General features: G+C 56.1%; 21 protein-coding genes. 8 read left to right on the forward strand and 13 right to left on the reverse strand.

Annotated features, from left to right (window positions below; translation table 11 throughout):
- Positions 1-3 precede the first annotated feature (3 nt).
- Complete coding sequence (locus tag ACFDSS_RS02190) at positions 4-411, reverse strand: mercuric transporter MerT family protein (RefSeq protein WP_375254119.1); 408 nt, start codon at positions 409-411, stop codon at positions 4-6.
- A 77-nt stretch (positions 412-488) separates the two neighbouring features.
- Here ACFDSS_RS02190 and ACFDSS_RS02195 point away from each other — a divergent pair, with 77 nt between their 5' ends.
- Positions 489-902, forward strand: a complete 414-nt coding sequence (locus ACFDSS_RS02195; protein ID WP_375254120.1) for a helix-turn-helix domain-containing protein — start codon at positions 489-491, stop codon at positions 900-902.
- Positions 903-1,220: 318 nt separating this feature from the next.
- On the opposite strand, the gene cynS is transcribed toward ACFDSS_RS02195, so the two are convergent.
- Genes cynS through ACFDSS_RS02215 form a run of 4 tightly spaced genes read right to left on the reverse strand, consistent with a single transcriptional unit; the run spans position 1,221 to position 4,839 of the window.
- The gene (cynS, locus tag ACFDSS_RS02200) at positions 1,221-1,688 is read right to left on the reverse strand and encodes a cyanase (protein WP_375254121.1); all 468 of its coding nucleotides are present in this window, start codon (positions 1,686-1,688) and stop codon (positions 1,221-1,223) included.
- A 17-nt stretch (positions 1,689-1,705) separates the two neighbouring features.
- Positions 1,706-2,608: an ABC transporter ATP-binding protein gene (locus tag ACFDSS_RS02205; protein ID WP_375254122.1), complete on the reverse strand. Its 903-nt coding sequence runs from the start codon at positions 2,606-2,608 to the stop codon at positions 1,706-1,708.
- Between the two features lie 9 nt (positions 2,609-2,617).
- The gene (gene ntrB / locus ACFDSS_RS02210; protein WP_375254123.1) at positions 2,618-3,451 is read right to left on the reverse strand and encodes a nitrate ABC transporter permease; all 834 of its coding nucleotides are present in this window, start codon (positions 3,449-3,451) and stop codon (positions 2,618-2,620) included.
- Between the two features lie 5 nt (positions 3,452-3,456).
- A complete protein-coding gene (locus ACFDSS_RS02215; RefSeq protein WP_375254124.1) occupies positions 3,457-4,839 on the reverse strand; it encodes a CmpA/NrtA family ABC transporter substrate-binding protein in 1,383 nt (460 codons plus the stop codon).
- A 203-nt stretch (positions 4,840-5,042) separates the two neighbouring features.
- Between ACFDSS_RS02215 and ACFDSS_RS02220 the strand changes: the two genes are divergently transcribed.
- The 3 genes from ACFDSS_RS02220 (at position 5,043) to ACFDSS_RS02230 (ending at position 8,077) form a co-directional block, all read left to right on the forward strand.
- Complete coding sequence (locus tag ACFDSS_RS02220) at positions 5,043-6,890, forward strand: sigma-54 interaction domain-containing protein (RefSeq protein ID WP_375254125.1); 1,848 nt, start codon at positions 5,043-5,045, stop codon at positions 6,888-6,890.
- Between the two features lie 103 nt (positions 6,891-6,993).
- On the forward strand, positions 6,994-7,710 hold the full coding sequence (locus ACFDSS_RS02225) for an SDR family oxidoreductase (RefSeq protein WP_375254126.1): 717 nt from the start codon (positions 6,994-6,996) through the stop codon (positions 7,708-7,710).
- Positions 7,711-7,720: 10 nt separating this feature from the next.
- Entirely contained in the window at positions 7,721-8,077 is a 357-nt protein-coding gene (locus tag ACFDSS_RS02230) for a hypothetical protein (RefSeq protein ID WP_375254127.1), read from the forward strand.
- A 279-nt stretch (positions 8,078-8,356) separates the two neighbouring features.
- Here the strand turns inward: ACFDSS_RS02230 and rpe are convergent, their stop codons facing one another.
- The gene (gene rpe / locus ACFDSS_RS02235; protein WP_375254128.1) at positions 8,357-9,040 is read right to left on the reverse strand and encodes a ribulose-phosphate 3-epimerase; all 684 of its coding nucleotides are present in this window, start codon (positions 9,038-9,040) and stop codon (positions 8,357-8,359) included.
- A gap of 257 nt (positions 9,041-9,297) precedes the next feature.
- On the opposite strand from rpe, the gene ACFDSS_RS02240 reads away from it, so the two are divergent.
- The 3 genes from ACFDSS_RS02240 to ACFDSS_RS02250 all read left to right on the forward strand — a co-directional run bounded on the left by ACFDSS_RS02240 (position 9,298) and on the right by ACFDSS_RS02250 (position 13,453).
- On the forward strand, positions 9,298-10,038 hold the full coding sequence (locus ACFDSS_RS02240; RefSeq protein ID WP_375254129.1) for a helix-turn-helix domain-containing protein: 741 nt from the start codon (positions 9,298-9,300) through the stop codon (positions 10,036-10,038).
- 169 nt (positions 10,039-10,207) lie between these two features.
- On the forward strand, positions 10,208-11,131 hold the full coding sequence (gene deoC / locus ACFDSS_RS02245; RefSeq protein WP_375254158.1) for a deoxyribose-phosphate aldolase: 924 nt from the start codon (positions 10,208-10,210) through the stop codon (positions 11,129-11,131).
- A 3-nt stretch (positions 11,132-11,134) separates the two neighbouring features.
- A complete protein-coding gene (locus tag ACFDSS_RS02250) occupies positions 11,135-13,453 on the forward strand; it encodes an aldehyde dehydrogenase family protein (protein WP_375254130.1) in 2,319 nt (772 codons plus the stop codon).
- 57 nt (positions 13,454-13,510) lie between these two features.
- On the opposite strand, the gene ACFDSS_RS02255 is transcribed toward ACFDSS_RS02250, so the two are convergent.
- The 6 genes from ACFDSS_RS02255 to def (ACFDSS_RS02280) all read right to left on the reverse strand — a co-directional run bounded on the left by ACFDSS_RS02255 (position 13,511) and on the right by def (ACFDSS_RS02280) (position 16,992).
- The gene (locus tag ACFDSS_RS02255) at positions 13,511-14,179 is read right to left on the reverse strand and encodes a DUF1523 family protein (RefSeq protein ID WP_375254131.1); all 669 of its coding nucleotides are present in this window, start codon (positions 14,177-14,179) and stop codon (positions 13,511-13,513) included.
- Between the two features lie 10 nt (positions 14,180-14,189).
- Positions 14,190-14,465: a hypothetical protein gene (locus ACFDSS_RS02260; RefSeq protein ID WP_375254132.1), complete on the reverse strand. Its 276-nt coding sequence runs from the start codon at positions 14,463-14,465 to the stop codon at positions 14,190-14,192.
- A gap of 140 nt (positions 14,466-14,605) precedes the next feature.
- On the reverse strand, positions 14,606-14,950 hold the full coding sequence (locus ACFDSS_RS02265; RefSeq protein WP_375254133.1) for a hypothetical protein: 345 nt from the start codon (positions 14,948-14,950) through the stop codon (positions 14,606-14,608).
- A gap of 26 nt (positions 14,951-14,976) precedes the next feature.
- Positions 14,977-15,876: a methionyl-tRNA formyltransferase gene (gene fmt / locus ACFDSS_RS02270; protein WP_375254134.1), complete on the reverse strand. Its 900-nt coding sequence runs from the start codon at positions 15,874-15,876 to the stop codon at positions 14,977-14,979.
- A 50-nt stretch (positions 15,877-15,926) separates the two neighbouring features.
- The gene (def, locus tag ACFDSS_RS02275) at positions 15,927-16,427 is read right to left on the reverse strand and encodes a peptide deformylase (protein ID WP_375254135.1); all 501 of its coding nucleotides are present in this window, start codon (positions 16,425-16,427) and stop codon (positions 15,927-15,929) included.
- A gap of 43 nt (positions 16,428-16,470) precedes the next feature.
- Complete coding sequence (def, locus tag ACFDSS_RS02280; protein ID WP_375254136.1) at positions 16,471-16,992, reverse strand: peptide deformylase; 522 nt, start codon at positions 16,990-16,992, stop codon at positions 16,471-16,473.
- A gap of 109 nt (positions 16,993-17,101) precedes the next feature.
- On the opposite strand from def (ACFDSS_RS02280), the gene ACFDSS_RS02285 reads away from it, so the two are divergent.
- Entirely contained in the window at positions 17,102-18,274 is a 1,173-nt protein-coding gene (locus ACFDSS_RS02285; RefSeq protein WP_375254137.1) for a MalY/PatB family protein, read from the forward strand.
- A gap of 6 nt (positions 18,275-18,280) precedes the next feature.
- Here the strand turns inward: ACFDSS_RS02285 and ACFDSS_RS02290 are convergent, their stop codons facing one another.
- A complete protein-coding gene (locus ACFDSS_RS02290; RefSeq protein WP_375254138.1) occupies positions 18,281-18,628 on the reverse strand; it encodes a hypothetical protein in 348 nt (115 codons plus the stop codon).
- Between the last annotated feature and the right edge of the window lie 16 nt (positions 18,629-18,644).

Below are 18,644 nucleotides of genomic sequence, written 5' to 3' on the forward strand. Positions count from 1 at the left end.
TGCTCAGAATTTCAGGATGTATGGGGTGATGTAAGGAAAGATCATCGCGACCGCGACTGTCAGGGTGGCGACCCAGAGCGTCGCACGCATCACACGACGATCAATCGGACGCGCACAAGTGCCGTTGGCACAAGCCTCCGTGTCCACAGGTTTGTAGGCCTTGTAAAACCCGTATCCGATGAATGCGGCGCTCAGCGCGAAAGTGTACCACTTGTAGGCATAGAGCGCCCCAAGCTGCGCGATGAAAACGCCTGTCACGCCAAAGCTCACAAGGACCAGCGGCAGAATGCAGCACGAAGTCATCGCCAGCGCACCGAGAACGCCAAAACCGGTCGCGCTCCATCCTTTCACAGTGTCATCGCGGACCTGATGTGTTTGACCGGGGGTCTGTGCCGAAAAGCTCTGTTCCATGAAATTGCCCTTGATCGGATATGTCCACCGTTCTAGAGTCTGTAGCTGATACAGGCTCAAGAGGTTTCTTCGGAGAAATGGATAACAAAAGCGTGAAAATATTCCGACGGGTCGATCTGGCGCGTGCCACTGGCTGCAATCTTGAAACAATCCGCTACTATGAGAGGGTCGGGATTATGCCTGACCCGCCGCGCAGCTCCAAAGGGTATCGTCTCTACGATGACACCCACGTGAGACGTTTGAATTTCGTCATGCGGTCCCGCGATCTCGGTTTCTCGCTGGAAGAAATTCGCGGGCTGCTCGGCTTGGTGGATGATCGGACCCAGACCTGCGCCGAAGTCCAGGCCGTAGCTGAAGCGCATCTGGCAGATGTGCAGGTAAAAATGGCCGATCTTACGCGGATAGAGCGCGTCCTGTCAGAGACGGTCGCGCGATGCACAGGCGATGCCGCCCCGGAATGCGCGGTTATCGACGCACTTATCGATGCGTAAACGGAACCGCCTTTGATCCGTGGCCATTTTATTTCTGGGACGAAGCGGCCATTGGCGACACGCAGAAATTCGTAAGATGGGCTCTTTTGAGACCTTCGCCGCGATGTGTCCGCGTGACTGCTCTACCGCCGTCCCAATCTTCCCAGACACGCGAGCTGCGCCAACATCCGGGACCCCGTTGCTGTCGATTGATTGCCAGTTGCAGATGCAGACTGTGCCATCCCCGGCCTTTGAGGCGTGTTATTGAGACGATCGCAGATCTGTTTCAAGTCCAGATCTGTCATCGCCCTGATGTCGCGCTTGCGCGGCGGCAAGGGATTACCAGCTGTTATACCCGAGGTATTTGCCTGTCATCTCAACTTTGACCCGGTCCCCTTTTGGGTTTTCGACGCGGGTCACAGACATTTCAAAGTCGATAGCTGACATGATGCCGTCACCAAACTTCTCCTGGATCAGCGCTTTCAGCGTCGGGCCATAAACGCCGACGATCTCATAGAAGCGATAAATGCAAGGATCGGTTGGAACCGCTTGTTCCCAGATTTTCGTAGGACTCTCGGACAGGACACTCTCGGCCTCTTGCGGCAAACCCATTGCCGTGACCATCAACTTGGCCTTGTCGGCTGGAAAGGCATTCATGCCCATCGCCGCGGAATGGGTCCAGACAGGCGACATGCCAATCTTGTCGGCGATCTCTTCCCATGTCAGTCCAGCCGTTTTCTTGGCAGACAGGATCATCGCGGTTACGTCTTCTTTGGTCATCATCCGGGTCATGGTGAGGTCTTTCATTCTTTCTCCTCCAATGGTTATTCGTTGACGGCCCGCAGCGCGGGTGGCGCAGTTTCGGGGGCGTCGGCTGGTTCGGTCTTGTCAATCCGGACAGGTGTCGGGGAGTTGGTGCCATCAGACACTCCGTTTCCGGCCCTTTCCTTTGAGCGCTTGCCGAGGAATTGCACGAGGTGATTGCGGATGGCGTAATAGTTGGGATGCTCGATAATCTCGGTCCGGCTGCGTGGACGCGGGATTGTGATTTCGACGCTTTCCGCGACACGCGCAAAGGGACCGTTAGTCATCAGCAGAATACGGTCGGCCAAAAGGATTGCCTCATCAATATCATGGGTAATCATAAAGACGGTCTGTTCGGTTCCGCTCCAGATTTTCAGCAACTCATCCTGGATCGTCCCTCGGGTCAGGGCATCAAGCGCGCCAAAGGGTTCGTCCAGCAAGAGCAATTTGGGATGGTTCGCAAATGCCCGCGCAATGGATACACGCTGGCGCATACCCCCTGACAACTGGCTGGGTTTGCGGTGGATCACGTCACCTTCCAGTCCGACCATCGCAAGATAATTGGTCGAGTGATCGATCACTTGCGCCTTGGTCCATTCAGGGTGCCTTGCGGCAACGCCGAAGGTCACGTTCTTGAGAGTGGAAAGCCACGGCAACAGGGAATAGTTTTGGAAGACGACCCCGCGATCCAGACTTGGCCCTTTCACCTGAGAGCCATCCATCACGACCACGCCAGCCGTTGGATCAGAAAGACCAGCAAGGATATTCATGATCGTGGACTTGCCACAGCCGGAGTGCCCAAGGATTACAACGAATTCGCCCTTTTCAACCCCGAAGGTCGCATTTTCAAAGACTGTCAACTCACCGCCCTGCCCATCAGGGTATCGCTGGGTCATGTTTTCGACACTTAGAAACGGTTTCATGTCTATATCCTATTCAACGTAAGAGACGGCGCGCTGCACAAAGCCCAGGGCTGCATCAAGCCCCATACCCACGACGCCAATCATAAGAATGGAAAAAATAACCGACGTGAGATCGAGATTGTTCCACTCGTTCCAGACGTAGTAGCCAATGCCAGTACCACCCACGAGCATCTCAGCCGCGACAATCACCAGCCAGGCGATACCGATCGAAATCCGCATTCCTGTCAGAATCGTCGGCGCCGCAGCAGGTAAAATCACCGTAAAGGCAGTTTGTAGCGGATTGAGCTCATGTGTGCGGGCGACATTGACCCAGTCTTCGCGCACGCCTGCGACACCAAAAGCGGTGTTGATTAGCATAGGCCAAATCGAACAAATAAAGATGACGAAAATCGCACTGGCCTCACTGTCTTGGATTATGAACAGCGCGAGTGGCATCCACGCCAGAGGCGAGATGGGGCGCAGGACCTGAATGAACGGATTGAGTGCTTTGTAGGCGAGCGGCGACATTCCAATCAAAAACCCAAGCGGAATTGCGATTGCTGCAGCAAGCGCATAGCCCACGAGAACGCGATAGATCGAATACCCGATCTGAATACCGATCCCTTTGTCATTGGGGCCCGCATCATAGAATGGGTCGCTCAGTTGCTCCCATGCCTTGACCATAACCTGGCTTGGTGGCGGCACCCCCGCTTTGGGCTGACCTGCACCTGTCAGGATTTCATATTCTGTCAGCTCGCCCACAGGCTTCGGGGCCGGTATCGCGGCCTCCCAGATCAGGAGGCCGACCAGCAGGAGCGAGACGGACAGAATAGCTGCACGAAAATTCAGCGGAAGCGTTGGCATTTGCCTTAGCCTTTCTTGATCGCGAAGCTGTCGACATAGGCTTCGGGTTCGTTGTAATCGAACGCTTTGCCCATGATCGTATGCGACTTGTAGCTCACGTCTGGCGCTTCATATCCGAGGTTTTCCATCACCTTCTTGCAGTCAGCGGCCAGATAGACCTGCTCGGCCACGGCTTTGTAGTCGACATCGCCCTCAATGTAGCCCCAACGCTTCATCTGGGTCAGGATCCAAACCCCCATCGAATGCCAAGGGAACGGGTCAAAATCGATCCGATCCGGCACGTTCTGCACCTCGCCGAGACCATCCGCATATACGCCGGTAAGGACCTGCTCGATCACTGTCACCGGTTGGTTGAGATAATTGGCTGGCGCGATTGCCGTGGAGATCTCCTTACGATTTTCAGCTGCCGACGCATATTGCGTTGCATCGATGATCGATTTGAGCAACGCACCATAAGTGTTCGGCATTTCGGTGGCGAAAGACAGCGGTGCCGCGAAAGCGCAGCAAGGGTGCCCTTCCCAAAGATCCTTGGTCAGCACATGAAGGAAGCCGATCCCTTCATAGACGGCGCGTTGATTGAACGGGTCTGGCGACAGGTATCCATCAAGGTTTCCGGCGCGCAAGTTCGCCACCATTTCCGGTGGGGGAACGACGCGGATCTGGATATCGACGTCGGGGTCCAGCCCAAACTCAGCCACATAATAGCGCAGCAGGAAGTTATGCATCGAATATTCGAAAGGAACGCCGAAGGTAAAGCCCTTCCACTGCTTTGGATCGCGCTTGTCGAGATGTTCGTTTGCCAGCACAATCGCCTGTCCATTGATGTTTTCGACAGCCGGCATGATGTATGGCTCCGCGATCGACCCTGCACCAAGGGTCATGGCCAGCGGCATCGGCGTCAACATGTGGCTGGCATCATATTCCCCCGACAGCGACTTATCGCGTGCCACGGCCCAGCCGGCAGTTTTGATGACATCCACATTCAGTCCATAGCGTTCATAAAAACCCATCGGCTGCGCCATGATAATGGGTGTCGCACAGGTAATCGGAACAAAACCGATGTTCAGGTCTGTTTTCTCCAGCGGGCCAAGGTTGTCGAGAATGGCGGCCTTTGCTTCGTTCATCGGAAAGACCGAGGCCAGTGCAGCAGCCATCGTTGAGCCACCCATCATACCCATGAATGAGCGGCGACCAATATCGCTTTGGCCAAACACGGACCGGACAATCGCACTTTCGACTGCGCGCTCCATCATGGCTTCGCTGGTCGTCAGATCCGGGCCACCTTGTTGCTCTACCGCTGATGTGACGCATCCAGCGCAGCCGCATTCCGCGCCATGACGCAGGTCAGTTTCAGATGAGAATGGATTTCCGAGGCTTTTTACTGTCATTTTGATCGCTCCTGTCAAACTTTGAATCCATGTTGGCTTGCAGCCCACTTGAACAAAATAGTCTTTAGAGCGATCCCAAAAATTAGGTTTAGCGATGAATTACAAGGCATTAACGCAGTATGCGTTATGAATATAATTACATTTTTTCGTAATTTACGAGGTTTCGTATTGAAAATAGTCGCAGGTCGGTCCTCTACTTATGAATGCCAACAACAGTGCCAAACATTGATTCCCGACTGAGCGGCGCATTTGGCGCTACCTTGGTTCTGGACCTCGAAACCGACCGCATTTTGGCGGCGGCACCTGAGGCGATTGCCCTGTTCAAGGATGATGCGCTCATCGGCTCTCGCTTTTCCGAACTCGTATTGGACGACATCCCGCACATGATCCTTTTCGTGGATGAAGTTATGTATCGTGGAACGGCATGGACACGCCGGATTACTTTGCAGACCCAAGCAGGGGCGCCGATAGACTGCGAAATCAACGGCCGGATCAATGCGGACACGCTCATCTTGCAAATCACCGATCTTGACGCGCTTGAACGCCGCGCCGAGGCGTTTCGGACCGCGACAATCTACAGCGGTGGCATACTGGAATGGCAGCGCGCTCAGGCATTCTTTTCCGAACTTGAACAACAAAACCAGTTGATCCTGAATGCAGCGGGTGAAGGCATCTATGGGGTCAATGCAGACGGCAAAACAACCTTTGTGAACCGTGCCGCCCAAGAAATGCTGGGTTGGACCAATGAGGATTTGCTGGGCGAAGACATCCATACCAAAATTCATCATCATCATCTGGATGGCGAAAAATATCCTTCGCATGAATGTCCGATTTACCAGTCTTTCAGATATGAACAGGTCAACCGCATCGAGGATGAGGTGTTCTGGCGCAAGGACGGCAAGCCAATCCGCGTTGAATATGTCTCTACTCCTATCTACGAAGGACAAGTCCTCGCTGGTGCGGTGGTGATCTTTCGCGACATCACTGAGCGCTGGGAAAATGAACGCAAGCTGCGCGACGCCATGAACCAAGTGGCCGCCTTGCGTGACCGGTTGGAACAGGAAAATGCCTATCTGCAAGAAGCGATCAGCATCGAGCGCGCGCATCACGACGTGGTAGGCCAGTCCCCCGCGATCCAACAGATCCTTCAACGGGTCGAAATGGTGTCTCGCACGCCTGCTAACGTATTGATTACAGGGGAAAGCGGAACAGGCAAGGCAATGGTAGCGTCTGCGATCCACAATGACAGTGATCGACGCAGGCGTCCATTGATCCATTTCAAATGCAGCTCCGTCACGCCAGACATGTTTAAGCGCGAACTGTTTGGTCAAGTCCGGGGCGCGTTCACTGGCGCGCTGCGCGATAAACCTGGCAAGCTGGAACTGGCGCACGGCGGCACGCTTTATATCGACGAGATCGCGGATATTCCGTGGGACCTTCAGGGGCAGTTGCTTGATGCCTTGCAAAACCGCCAAGTCACCCGTCTGGGCGATGATCGGGCAAAAAGCCTCGAGTTGCGTGTCGTGGCCTCTACAAGCCGCGATCTTGACCGCGAAGTGCAGGCTGGCCGGATCCGGCCAGAACTGGTGTTCTTCCTCAATGTCTTTCCAATTCACTGCACGCCATTGCGTGATCGCCCCGACGACATACCTCTGCTTGCAGCCCATTTCTTGGACCTTGCCTGCAAGCGACTTGGCCGCTCACCGCCCATTATCACGGCCGGCACAATCCGAACGTTGCAGCGGTACGATTGGCCAGGAAACGTGCGCGAACTTGCAAACGTGATCGAGCGAGGCGCAATCGTGTCGCGTGCGGACAAATTAATGGTCGATATCCATCCAGCCTCTGCCCCAGTGACACGCAAGATCACGACGCTGCTCAGCGAAGCCGACATCGAAAAAATCCGCGTCGCCAATACAATTGCGTGCCTGCAAGAAGCCAAAGGCCGTGTGTCCGGACCAAATGGGGCAGCGGCATTATTGGGTGTAAAGCCGACAACGCTTTACTCTCGAATAAAGACGCTTGGCTTAGCCCCGGACGATTGGCGTTAGCTTTCCTGCCCCATAAAGATTTGCTGGTACCCCAGGCGGTTTTCTTGGATCCAAACTTCCGAAATGGTCATTCACGCAAAGGCTTGATTGCAGGTCCTCGTTTGTGCCCTGTCAGAAAGGCCTTAGAACGGGCGCGGCATCGGGGATCGGGCTGGAATGCGCGCGGATCTTGATCGAAGAAGGGGCGCAGGTCGTGCTGATCGACCGTGCAAGAAATAGGCTGAACGCGCTATGCGAAGACCTTGGCAGCAATGCAAAACCATTGGTGATTGATCTTCTCGAAGGGTCAAAGGTCACTGCCATGTTGCCAAAGATTGAGGCTCTCGTCGGTCCGCTGGACATTTTCACTGCCAATGCTGGTGCCTACGTTGGCGGAGCGTCCGCAGAGGGAAATCCTGACGAATGGGGCAGGATGCTGAACATCAATGTCAATGCGGCCTTTCAGAGCGTTCAGGCGGTTTTGCCACGGATGATCGAACGCAAGACGGGCGGCATCATCTTTACAAGTTCGGTCGCGGGCGTCGTGCCGGTTGTTTGGGAGCCGATCTACACTGCGTCAAAGTTCGCGGTGCAGGCATTTCTTCACGCGACCCGCCGTCAAGATTCAGAATACGGCATTCGGATGGGTGCCGTACTCCCTGGGCCCGTCGTCACAGCCTTGCTGGACGATTGGCCCAAACAGAAGATGGATGAGGCACTGGCAAACGGATCGTTGATACAACCACGCGACGTCGCCGAGGCTGTTCTGTTCATGTTGACGCGTCCGCGGGGTGTGGTGATCCGCTATATAGAGATCTTGCCAAACAGCGTCGACCTTTAGGGAAGCTGTTGTGCTCAAACCCGATCCAGAAAGCCGCCACTTGCTAGGCATCGATGTCGGAACTGGCAGCGCCCGCGCGGGTGTTTTCACATCGAATGGCCGCATGGTTGGTACCGACAAGTGTCCGATAGCGATTTATCGCAAGGGCGGAACGATCGTCGAGCAGTCGAGTGATGGCATTTGGTCAGCGGTTGTTACATCCGTCAGTGATCCAAGCCACCCAGAACGAAACATCATGGTCTGGACGAACCACCGCGCACTGGAGCAGGCCGAGCGCATCAATCGAACGGATTGTAATCAGTGGCGGGGCTTCAAAACGACGTTCATGATGCAATGGAACAGATGTCGTTTTTGCATCTCGATATAGACCTCAGGCCGGCATCGTCAGAGGCCTTTATGACACACGTTGCAAGATATTTGCACAGTTGCTGTCTGTCGCCAGGTTGGCCGCAAGAAACTGAAACGCACGAAATTCATACCCCGTAAACGTGTCAGAACCGGGTGCGGTTGCAGCACAATAAAAGCTTGGGAAGCCAAATATGGCGAACCGCGCTGCCACCGATCCCACATCTCTGACTTCTGTTTGTCCGTATAAAGCGTCCGGGTCCGGTATTTCATGTCTCAACACGTCACCTTTGACGAAAGACTAATGTGTTGCCGCGCTCCGGATTGCACGAATGTTGTCGCCGTAAGGTGCCGGATTGCTGACAGATCCCCCACGGAAAACGGCAGAGCCTGCGACCAGAACATCCGCGCCTGCAGCCGCCACCAGCGGCGCCGTCGCCGGATCGACTCCTCCGTCAATTTCGATGTGAATAGGGCGATCGCCGATCATGGTGCGTAGATTGCGGACCTTATCCACCTGACTGTGAATGAATTTCTGGCCGCCAAAGCCGGGGTTCACGGTCATCACGCAGACCAGATCAATCATATCTAGAAGTGGCTCCACAGCACTTGCATGCGTGCCGGGGTTCAACGCAACGCCCGCCTTTGCACCGGCCGCTCGGATGGCCTGCAGCGTACGGTGGATATGCGGGCCCGCTTCCACATGGGCGGTGATGATGTCGGCCCCGGCCTTGGCAAATCCCTCGATGTAGGGATCAACGGGCGAGATCATCAAATGCACATCCATGACACCCTTGATGTGTGGGCGTATCGCAGCGCAGGTGGCTGGCCCAAATGTGATATTCGGCACAAAATGCCCATCCATTACATCCACATGCACCCAATCGGCCCCCTGCGCTTCAATCGCCACGCATTCGGCGCCAAAATTGGCGAAATCAGCGGAAAGAATCGATGGAGCGATCTTGATGGAGCGATCAAATGTCATAGCAGACCTCAAGCGGGTTGGATTTAGCCCCGCGATACCGCGCGACGGGCCAATTGTCACGCCATATGACCTCAGAATCGCCCGCGTTCACACGAATGCAAGGCTGATATGCATGTGGGGTTTTGATGCTGCAATGCAGCAATCGCTGTGCTATGAGTCGCTGTATGACACATGCTTTGCGCCACCAAGACATTCTTCAGCCCGGCACGCAGGTTCATTTGACCCGCGCAACGTTGAGCACTTCACGGCCTCGTTCCTTGCACGACCATGACTTTTTTGAATTGCTTTGGGTGCAAAACGGTCAGGTCCGGCATCATCTACCCAATGGTGTGACGACGCTGCATGAAGGTGACACTGTTTTCATGCGCCCCAAGGACAAGCACGGCTTGCAGGGGCGGGGCGAACACGCGCTTGTGGTGTCAATCTGTTTCCATCCTCAGACGATCAAAGCCTTGGCCAAGCGCCATCCAAACGTCAAAGGCCATTTGTTCTGGTCCGAAACTGGTCCTGTCCAAAAACACCGCGATATACGCCAGCTTGCCGCACTCAACCACGCCGCCGTCGCGCTTGAGCGCAGCTTGAATGACACGCTCGCTGCTGAGGCATTTTTGCTGCCGCTTTGTGCCGACCTTATCGCGGAAACTTTCCCCGCGAACCTTCCAAACTGGCTGTCGCAGGCCTGTCTTGCCGCACGCGACCCAGAGATTTTCCGCAACGGATCCGCAGGCTTGGTCGCCCACGCTGGCAAGGCTCATCCACATGTCAGCCGGATGATGCGGAAATATTTGGGGCAAACGCCTTCGGATTACATCAATGCCATTCGGATGGAGCATGCCGCGCGCGCTCTGACAACCGATAGTGAACCGGTGAGCGAGATCGCCGCCGATTGCGGGATCCCGAACATGTCGCATTTTCACAAGCTTTTCCGTGCAACCCACGGCGTAACCCCGTTGCAGTATCGTCAGAAATTCCAACGCGATATCGTGCAACCGGCCTGACGCGAGGTCGCGACGCCCCGAGCACTTGAGCCTGTGCGCAAAACTTGCCAAGACCTATGCAAAGTGCGACCCTTTCAAGGTACCGCAGGAGGCCCCTTTGCAAACGACGCAATCCCCCACTTTGACCACATCGCAGCTGCCGCAAGTGCAGGAGCCACGCAATGATGGAATGCCACTCGACCTTGATTGGGTCATGGCTGTGCAGGCAAACACGTCCGCAATCGAAAGACGCGCAAAAACGCTCCCCGGTCGGCGAAGCGTCAAGAAAGACTATCAAGCCGCTTGGCTCTGCAAAGCCATCAGCCTGATGGATCTGACGACATTGTCAGGTGATGACAGCGAAGGCCGCGTCCGCAGGCTTTGTGCGAAAGCGCGCCAACCTGTGGCGCAGCCAATTTTGGATGCCTTGGGAATGGATGGTCTGACCACTGGTGCGGTCTGCGTCTATCATGACATGGTGCCAACTGCTGTCGATGCGTTAAGAGGCGCAAATATCCCTGTGGCCGCCGTCTCCACCGGCTTTCCGGCTGGTCTGTCGCCATTTCACCTGCGCATCGCTGAGATCGGCGAAAGCGTCGCTGCTGGCGCGCAGGAGATTGATATCGTCATCAGCCGCCGCCATGTGCTGACCGGAAATTGGCAAGCGCTCTACGACGAAATGATGGAAATGCGTGCGGCCTGTGGCGAAGCGCATATCAAAGCGATCCTCGCTACAGGAGAGCTCGGCACGCTGCGCAACGTCGCCCGCGCGAGCCTTGTCTGCATGATGGCGGGTGCTGATTTCATCAAGACATCAACCGGAAAAGAGCCGGTGAATGCTACGCTTCCAGTGACGCTCACCATGATCCGCGCCATTCGCGACTATCAGGACCAGACCGGCATCAAAGTCGGCTACAAACCCGCAGGCGGGATCAGCAAGGCAAAAGACGCGCTGGTCTATCTGGCGATGATAAAGGACGAGCTTGGCGACCGCTGGCTGCAACCCGATCTCTTCCGCTTTGGTGCCTCCAGCCTGCTGGGGGACATTGAACGGCAACTCGAACATCACGTCACCGGGGCCTATTCAGCCCAGTGGCGGCACGCGATTGGATAAACCATGACCATCAAAGAGATTTTCGACACCATGGATTACGGCCCGGCCCCTGAAAGCAACACAGAAGCATTGGCCTGGATCGCGGACCGTGGCGGCATTGCCGGACACTACATCAACGGCAAGTTTGGCCCGTTGCGCGATGATTTTGCCAGCAACAACCCGGCCACTGGCGAAAGGCTGGCCGGAGTAACCAAGGGTACGGCAGATGAAGTGGCGATAGCTGTCGCCGCGGCGCGCAAGGCGCAACCTGTGTGGGCGAAGTCAGGACACAAGCGCGCGCGTGTGCTCTATGCGATTGCCCGCCTGATGCAGAAGCACAGCCGCCTGTTGGCCGTCATGGAAACGATGGACAATGGCAAACCCATCCGCGAAAGCCGCGACATCGACGTGCCCTTGGCAATCCGGCACTTCTATCACCACGCAGGCTTTGCGCAGTTGATGAAATCCGAACTGCCTGACCGCGAGGCCTTGGGCGTCTGCGGGCAAGTGATCCCGTGGAACTTCCCGCTTTTGATGCTGGCATGGAAAATCGCGCCGGCACTGGCGATGGGCAACACAGTGGTTTTGAAACCCGCCGAATATACATCGCTCACGGCGATGGTCTTTGCCGAAATCTGTGCACAGGCTGGCGTTCCGCCGGGCGTGGTCAATATCGTCACGGGAGACGGCGAAACAGGCGCCGCACTGGTTCAGGCAGAGGTGGACAAGGTCGCTTTTACCGGCTCGACCGAAGTCGGCCGCAAAATCCGGGAGGCGACGGCAGGCAGCGGCAAAGCGCTCTCGCTGGAGCTTGGTGGCAAGTCGCCTTACATCGTTTTCGATGATGCAGATATGGATTCAGCCGTCGAAGGACTGGTCGATGCGATCTGGTTCAACCAGGGGCAAGTCTGCTGCGCTGGCTCGCGGCTCTTGGTGCAGGAAGGCATTGCCGACCGCTTCTATACCAAGCTGAAAACGCGCATGGACGGGCTGCGCATCGGTGACCCGCTTGATAAATGCATTGATGTCGGCGCGATTGTGGACCCGGTGCAACTGGCACAAATCTCGCAGATGGTTTCCGACAACAGCGAAGGCGAAACTTACCAAACCAGCGCTCCGGAGGGGTGCTTCTATCCGCCGACCCTCATCACAGGCCTGTCTCCAGCATCGACGCTCATGCAGGAAGAAATTTTTGGGCCTGTCCTTGCCGCGACAACTTTCCGCACGCCATCCGAGGCTGTCGAGATCGCCAATAACACGCGCTACGGCCTGGCAGCGTCCGTTTGGTCGGAGAATATCAATCTGGCATTGGACATCGCCCCGAAACTGGCGGCTGGTATTGTTTGGGTGAACGGCACAAACATGATGGACGCAGCCGCAGGATTTGGCGGCGTTCGCGAAAGCGGCTTTGGGCGCGAAGGCGGCTGGGAAGGGCTGGCAGGCTACACCAAACCCAAAGCCAGCGCCAAACCGCTCGAAAAAATCGCCGCATTCACCACGCAAGATGGCACGCCGGCCGATCCGCTTGACCGGACCGCGAAGCTTTACATCGGCGGCAAGCAAGCACGCCCAGATGGTGGCTATTCGCAACCAGTCTTTAGCCCGCGCGGAAAGCTTTTGGGCCATGCATCGCTTGCCAACCGCAAAGACATTCGCAATGCAGTTGAGGCCTGCAATGCAGCCAAGGGCTGGTCAAAAACCACCGGCCATTTACGCGCACAAATCCTCTATTATATCGCGGAAAACCTCTCAGCCCGCGCCGATGAATTCGCAACGCGGATCAACAATCTTACGGGCAAGCGCTCCGGTAGCGATGAAGTCGAAAATGCAATCCGCACGCTCTTCACCTACGCGGCATGGGCCGACAAATACGACGGCCAGGCGCATGGTGTCCCTATTCGCGGGGTCGCATTGGCGATGAAGGAACCGGTTGGCAATATCGGCGTGCTTTGTGACGACGCCGCACCGCTTGGGGGACTGATCGATGCGATGGCACCAGTCATTGCAATGGGCAACCGCGTGATCCTTGCCGCAAGTGAGCCGTTCCCACTGGCCGCAACCGACTTCTATCAGGTTCTGGAAACATCCGATGTGCCCGCAGGCGTCGTGAACATTGTCACTGGCAGCCATGCAGAGCTGGCACCAACATTGGCAAAGCACCTTGATATTGATGCGGTCTGGTCATTCTCAAGCAGCGAATTGTCGGCCACAATCGAAAAGGCCAGCGCAGGCAATCTCAAACGCACATGGGTGAACAACGGCCAAGCCCTATCACCCGGAACACACGACTACCTCATCGCTGCCACCGAAGTGAAAAACATCTGGATCCCCTACGGCGAATAATCTTCTTCCGAGCGCAAATATCCTGGGGGAGGTGCGCAGCGCCGGGGGCAAAGCCCCCTACTTGCTGCGCCAACTGTCCAGCCAACGTGACAATCGGCCCTTGCGCTCGGCAACACTGGCTTGAACCTCATCATATTGTTCGCCTGCCGCATCCAGAAGCGGATCAACCGACCGTTCCCGGAACTGGCGCCAAGCGGCCTTGACAAAGACGATCGCCACCATCAGAAAGATGAAGAAGAAAATGTTGAACCATGGCACAATGGTGACATCCGGCCCGGAGACCGTGCGCACACCAACGGCATTTGGATAGATGCTCGCCCAGCGCACGCGCCAGCCGTAGTGCGTCACGACGGCCCATTCATCACCGCGTGCAAGATTGGCCGCTTCCGCCTGCAGATCGGCGCTATCAAATTTGAAGTATGGCGGCCAAATCCAACCTGTGTCCTCATTGCGGTAAACCATCACGCTGGAGCTGTCGCGCGGCATAATCCCAAGCAGCCAGGTGTCCTGCTTTTGGGTGTTTATTAATCGCAAATCGCGCGTCGGTTGCGCAGAGGAGCCGGAATCAGGTTGCGCATAGAACATACGGTTCAAACCACTGAAATCAGTCCGGATGATCTCGGTCGAGGTCACTTTGACAATGTCATGCTGCGGCAGAACGTAGTGCAAGAACAGCCCTGCAATCACTAGGACCGTCATCCGGAAAATCAATTTCAATCGTCGCATATCAATATCCTCAATTGGCGTTGATCGTATAGATGATCGCGCCAATGACGACGGTCGGCACAACATAAACCAGCCCGATCAACTTGGGTCTGATCGAGCTATGATAGGCCTGCATCCCTTCGGCAATATAGGCATCTCTTGCGCCCGCTTCGCCGCCATCGGGGTTTGCTGCGTCAAATTCATTCTCAAGCCGCTCTTTGCGCACCGACTTTGAGTACAGCGAAATTGACAGGTAGATCACACTCAGGCCGATGAAGCCGAAGATCACAAGTTTGATAAACCCCATCAAGCTCTCCTTTGTGGCGCAACATGCGTCCCTCCCCTTCGATTTGGTAGGCTTCAGCCAGAAATGCAACAAGATTGCACTGTCTTTTGTCAGTTCGGGCCAGAATAGCAGGTTGTCTGCGCCTCAGCGTCACCCATACCCTACCACGTCTGGGTCACCCATTTGCGGGGCAATCCTGCCAGCGAAAGCACCATAATCGGCGCCCATATCAACGCTGAGGTCACGCCCAAACGACCAAATAACCAGATGTTGGCAGGCAAGCCCTCTGCTGTGAGCGTCTCCACCTCCAATCCTTGCCAAAGATAGAGACAAAAGAAAAAGGCGGAGGCACCCACGACAAGGATCAGCGTCGATGCAAAGGCATTCATCATCAAAGGCGTAACACCCTCCGGCAAAATCCAGGCCAATACGCGCGGCACCGCGAAGCCTGCAATTGCCAAGATCAAGGCCGGAAGGATCAAGCCGCTGGATAGTATCGACGCCATGCCCAAACCTTCAATCTAAATATGTACTAATCAAGCCTGTCACCCAACGCCAATCCCTTGAGTATTTGATCCGCTGCCATCGCCTTCTTACCCGAACGCTGCGCTCGGGTCACACGGACTGCACCCGTTCCACAGGCAATATCAAATCCACCCAAAACGTCACCGGGCGGGCCATCGCCCGAAACAACCTCAGACCCCAATAACTTCACCCGCTCACCAGAGACATCACACCAAGCACCGGGAAATGGCGAAAGCCCGCGGATCAAGCGGTCAACGTCCTGTGCAGGGCGCGACCAGTCAACACGGGCCTCGGCCTTGTCGATCTTGGCAGCATATGTCACGCCTTCGCTAGGTTGGATCTCCGGCGTCAATTCCGGCAGACGCGGCAAGGCGGTCACGATCATCGCCGCCCCCATATCCGACAACCGGTCATGAAGCGTGCCGGTCGTTTCATGGGCGCCGATCGGCGTTGCCTTCCGCATGAGAACGGGGCCGGTATCCAAACCCGCCTCCATCTGCATGATACAGACACCGGTTCGCGCATCTCCGGCGATGATCGCGCGATGGATCGGGGCCGCACCGCGCCAACGTGGCAACAATGACGCATGAATATTCAAACACCCCAGTTTTGGGGCATCCAGCACGGCTTGCGGTAAAATCAAACCGTAAGCCACAACAACAGCAACATCGGCCTGAAGTTCCGCAAATGCAGCCTGCGCGTCCGCCGTCTTGAGTGACACAGGATGGCGCACCGCCAAGCCCAACGCCTCTGCGCACAACTGCACAGGCGACGGGCGGTCTTTTTTGCCGCGTCCGGCAGGGCGCGGCGGCTGGCAGTATACGGCGACAATCTCATGGTTAGCGTCGACCAAAGCCTGCAAGACCGGCACCGAAAAATCGGGGGTTCCCATAAAGACAACGCGCATCAGATCACCCTTCTTATTCCCCAATAAACTTCCGCCGGAGGCATCCCGCCCTATCCGCGCTGAAGCTTCCTTGCTTTTTTCAATACCATATCCCGCTTCACCCGCGTGAGACGGTCAAAGAACATCCGCCCGTGCAAATGGTCAATCTGGTGCTGTACGGACGTGGCCCAAAGCCCGACAAAATCACGCCTGTCCCACTGACCATGCTCGTTGCGAAATCGCACCGTCACAGCCCTTGGGCGCGTCACTTTCGCCCAGACACCCGGCAAATTTGGGGATCCCTCCTCATGTACGCGTGGCTCCACACTGCTATGCAAAATCTCCGGGTTTGCCAGGCGCACGGCTTGGCCACGCTCATTTGAGGCATCCACAACAGCCAGTGCCATATCCAACCCCAGTTGCGGTGCAGCCAGGCCTACGCCGGGCATGGTGTCCATGGCGACAATCATCTCATCCCATATCGCGCGCACGTCGTCGGTGATGTCCATCACAGGCGTCGCGGGGGTCCGCAAAGCACGATCAGGCCAGATCACAAAAGGGCGCGGCGTCATCGGCGCATTGCCTTGGGGATTGTCAATCGGGGCATAAGACGCATCAACCCCGCGCCATTTCGCGTTTCAGCTTCTGCATTTTGCGGGTAATCATCTGACGTTTCAACGGCTTGAGGTAGTCGATAAAAAGCGTACCATCCAGATGATCGATCTCATGCTGAACGCAGGTCGCCCAGAGGCCATCAAAACGCTCGCGCTTGACCTGCCCGTCCAAACCAAGCCAAGATACCTCCACCTCTGCGGGGCGCTCCACTTCGGCGTAATGCTCAGGGATCGACAAACAGCCTTCATCATAGACGGATCGTTCTTCAGAGGTCCAAACCACTTCAGGGTTTATCAGGACCATTGGCTCCGGCGTTGCATCGTCGTCCTTGGCGCAATCCATCACAATCAAACGCTCCATCACCGCAACCTGTGGCGCGGCCAACCCGATACCGGGCGCCTGATACATCGTCTCAAGCATATCATCGGCCAAACGTCGCAATTCGTCCGAGACAGACGCCACGGGCGTCGCAACCTTCTTGAGGCGCGGATCAGGGTGAAGAAGGATGTTTTTGACAGTCATGCCGCTGATCTAATCCGTCATGCCGCACATCGCAAGACAGCGCGCATTAACGGCTTGCACCCGGTCGCGCATCCGACCAATTTGGCCGCAAGACAGCAGGAGACATCAGATGTCATTCAACACCCCAATCGACCGACGCGGGACCAACAGCACCAAATGGGACCGGATGGAAAAACTCTATGGTGTCTCTGCGGAAGACGGCTTGGCGATGTGGACAGCCGATAGCGATTATGCGACCGCACCTTGCGTAATTGAAGCGCTTCTAAAGGCGGCAGAACATGGTGTTTTTGGCTACGGGGTTGAAGACGAAGCTTACCTGAACGCAATCTGCTGGTGGATGAAAACGCGCCATGGCTGGGAAATTCAGCCAGACTGGATACTGACAACACAAGGTCTGGGCAACGCGATCGCGATGTGTCTCGACGTGTGGTCCGAGCCGGGCGATGCCGCCGCAATCTTCACGCCTGTTTACCATGAATTTGGGTTGAAAATTAACAAGGCCGGACGGCAAGTGACCGAATGCCCGCTGGTGCGTGAGGGCGACACTTATATGCTCGACCTGGACGACGCACAGGCCCGTTTGACGGGTAAGGAAAGGCTCCTAATCTGGTGCTCGCCACAAAATCCCTCAGGGCGCGTTTGGACCGCCTACGAACTCCGCGCGATCTCTGCTTTTGCACGCAAGAACGGCATGATCCTGGTCAGCGACGAGATCCACCAAGACCTCGTCTATCCGGGGCATTCCTTCGTGCCGGCGGGGGTCGCCGCGCCCGGGGACGCAGACAACACCGTCTATTTGTCAGCGGCCTCCAAGACCTTCAACATTGCCGGGCAGCGCACCGGCAACATCATCATCGCGGACCCAAAGCTGCGCAATGCAATGCGCAAACGACTGCGGATGTTGGACTATGGTCCCTCCTTGCTTGGCGTGAAAATGATTACGGCAGCTTACTCTGAGGAGGGCGCGGCATGGGCCGATGCGCAAATCATGCATCTGCAAACCAACCGCGAAATCTTTGATGCAGGGATCAATGCGATCCCTGGTGTGAAATCAATGCCGCTGCAATCGACCTACCTGGCTTGGGTCGACTTTGCAGACACTGGCATGACGCACGATGAAGTTGCGGCAAGGATTCGAAACACCGCCAAAATCGCCGCTTCAGACGGACCAAGCTTCGGCGCAGGCGGAGAGAGCTTCATGCGATTCAATCTGGCAACCCAGACACAAGTCGTCGAAGACGCCGTCCGGCGGATGCAAGCCGCATTCGCTGATTTGCAGTAGTCCGGACTATTGGCCAATCAATCCCGCAGGCACGAAATCAGGACGTACAAAATCTGCGGCTGGTCCAGATGCGACGGGCGTAAGCCACTTGAACTCGAAAATACGTTCGTTGTCTTCGGCGACCGAGGAAATCACCAAACACTGGTATAGGTGCTTGGGTCCGTCAAAGATGTCGACATGGCCGCGCAACCGCTCTGACCCGTCAAGATCAAGGGCAAAGCCCCCGTCCCAAAGCCTGCGCAGACGGTAAGTCGCATCGCCATCATGGACCGACAGGCGATCCTTGCGCTTGAGCGCTGCCTTGCGCGCTTCTTCCAATCCTTGACGCACAGCGTCTGGTAAAACCGTAATCATACTCAGTCCCTCACAT

The sequence above is a fragment of the Yoonia sp. genome, from assembly GCF_042093035.1.
In the GTDB taxonomy this organism is placed as follows: Bacteria; Pseudomonadota; Alphaproteobacteria; order Rhodobacterales; family Rhodobacteraceae; genus Yoonia.

Excerpts from the sequence above, each read along its gene's own strand:
- ACFDSS_RS02190 (WP_375254119.1), bottom strand. The coding sequence starts at position 411 with ATGGAACAGAGCTTTTCGGCACAGACCCCCGGTCAAACACATCAGGTC.
- ACFDSS_RS02195 (WP_375254120.1), top strand. The coding sequence starts at position 489 with ATGGATAACAAAAGCGTGAAAATATTCCGACGGGTCGATCTGGCGCGT.
- cynS (WP_375254121.1), bottom strand. The coding sequence starts at position 1,688 with ATGAAAGACCTCACCATGACCCGGATGATGACCAAAGAAGACGTAACC.
- ACFDSS_RS02205 (WP_375254122.1), bottom strand. The coding sequence starts at position 2,608 with ATGAAACCGTTTCTAAGTGTCGAAAACATGACCCAGCGATACCCTGAT.
- ntrB (WP_375254123.1), bottom strand. The coding sequence starts at position 3,451 with ATGCCAACGCTTCCGCTGAATTTTCGTGCAGCTATTCTGTCCGTCTCG.
- ACFDSS_RS02215 (WP_375254124.1), bottom strand. The coding sequence starts at position 4,839 with ATGACAGTAAAAAGCCTCGGAAATCCATTCTCATCTGAAACTGACCTG.
- ACFDSS_RS02220 (WP_375254125.1), top strand. The coding sequence starts at position 5,043 with ATGCCAACAACAGTGCCAAACATTGATTCCCGACTGAGCGGCGCATTT.
- rpe (WP_375254128.1), bottom strand. The coding sequence starts at position 9,040 with ATGACATTTGATCGCTCCATCAAGATCGCTCCATCGATTCTTTCCGCT.
- deoC (WP_375254158.1), top strand. The coding sequence starts at position 10,208 with ATGCCACTCGACCTTGATTGGGTCATGGCTGTGCAGGCAAACACGTCC.
- ACFDSS_RS02250 (WP_375254130.1), top strand. The coding sequence starts at position 11,135 with ATGACCATCAAAGAGATTTTCGACACCATGGATTACGGCCCGGCCCCT.
- ACFDSS_RS02255 (WP_375254131.1), bottom strand. The coding sequence starts at position 14,179 with ATGCGACGATTGAAATTGATTTTCCGGATGACGGTCCTAGTGATTGCA.
- ACFDSS_RS02260 (WP_375254132.1), bottom strand. The coding sequence starts at position 14,465 with ATGGGGTTTATCAAACTTGTGATCTTCGGCTTCATCGGCCTGAGTGTG.
- ACFDSS_RS02265 (WP_375254133.1), bottom strand. The coding sequence starts at position 14,950 with ATGGCGTCGATACTATCCAGCGGCTTGATCCTTCCGGCCTTGATCTTG.
- fmt (WP_375254134.1), bottom strand. The coding sequence starts at position 15,876 with ATGCGCGTTGTCTTTATGGGAACCCCCGATTTTTCGGTGCCGGTCTTG.
- def (WP_375254135.1), bottom strand. The coding sequence starts at position 16,427 with ATGACGCCGCGCCCTTTTGTGATCTGGCCTGATCGTGCTTTGCGGACC.
- def (WP_375254136.1), bottom strand. The coding sequence starts at position 16,992 with ATGACTGTCAAAAACATCCTTCTTCACCCTGATCCGCGCCTCAAGAAG.
- ACFDSS_RS02285 (WP_375254137.1), top strand. The coding sequence starts at position 17,102 with ATGTCATTCAACACCCCAATCGACCGACGCGGGACCAACAGCACCAAA.
- ACFDSS_RS02290 (WP_375254138.1), bottom strand. The coding sequence starts at position 18,628 with ATGATTACGGTTTTACCAGACGCTGTGCGTCAAGGATTGGAAGAAGCG.